We start from the raw sequence: 1,192 nt of genomic DNA, 5'->3' as shown, positions 1-1,192 counted from the left end.
ACTCCGTGAGTTATTCAGTTGGTTCGACGAACATGCTCGTTTTCTTCTAGCCGACCGCTATGCGAAGAAGCTGAACAGCGGCAATACGGTGTTGCTCTTCCTTGAAGCGTTATTGCGTCGCCGCCCCGGACTGGAGGCGATTGCCGAGCACCTGCGCAGCTCGCCATGGATGCAGGAGTGGCTGCAACTCTCTTCCATCCATGCGTCGAGCCTGCATCGGAAGCTGGAGTCTCTGCCCTCAGATGCGCTTCAATCGCTGGTTGAGCAAGCCATGACAGAGCTTGGTGAAGCGTACCAGGACCAAGCGCTCGCCAAAATCGGTCCGCTGGCTGCGGTGGATGCGACCACGATTTCCATCGGTGCCAAACGCGGCGAATGGGCGTACGTCCAGCCGGGGCAACACGCAGTTAAACTGCATTTGAGCCTCGGCTTGGTAAATACACAAGCCGCTCATCCGCTGCATATCGCGCTTTCTACAGGTGTCGTTTCTGACCTGGATGTAGAGGTCTTAGACGCGCTGGTGGTTCCGTCGGCGCATACGTACATTTTCGACCGCGGTTACGTTTCTTTCGGACGCTATGTGGATTGGACGAAGCGAAGCATCCGCTTTGTCGCTCGGGTCCGTTTCAACAATAAATTCACCGTCTTGCGCGAGCGCCCCTGCACAGCAGGGACCGACCGAGATGCTGAGATCGCAGTGACGGACCCTCAGACCGGTGACCAGGTGCTGATGCGGCTTGTCGAGTACCGCTACACGGACCGGCACGGAAAGCCCCAGCGCATTCGTGTGGTCACTAACCGAATGGAACTCAGCGCGCAAGATATCGCTAAGATCTATGCCTGGCGGTGGAAGATCGAGCTTTTCTTTCGGACCTTGAAGACGCAGCTCCATCTCAGCCATATTTACAACAGTAAACCGGAAGCGGTTTGGAACTGCATCTACTTGAACTTATTAATTGCCGTGATAGGCGAGATCATCCGAAAAACGGCAGTTCCAAAACAGAGTCTGGGTACCGTCATCCGAAAACTTTCCCTGTATGCCGAGCATGACCTGTTCAGCTTAAGGGATGCGCTGTGTCCAAAGCGAGAACGCACAAGCCGAGGTCGACGCAAACGCGGAGGACGGCCACGAAAACGTCCGAAAAGGTTGAAGCCTCAACGGATATTGCGCACTTAAACTAAATCGCTTTCC

1 protein-coding gene is annotated in these 1,192 nt (G+C 55.1%); it reads left to right on the top strand.

The annotated features are described in order from the left end of the window. Positions 1 to 1,177 (top strand): IS4 family transposase (locus tag ACFOTD_RS34475; protein ID WP_378124532.1); only part of this gene is annotated, 1,177 nt, incomplete at its 5' end. Between the last annotated feature and the right edge of the window lie 15 nt (positions 1,178 to 1,192).

It is taken from the genome of Cohnella sp. GCM10012308, assembly GCF_042649185.1.
Taxonomy (GTDB): Bacteria; Bacillota; Bacilli; order Paenibacillales; family Paenibacillaceae; genus Cohnella.
The sequence above is the reverse complement of the archived record's forward strand: the minus strand, read 5'-3'. Positions and strand labels throughout refer to the sequence as shown.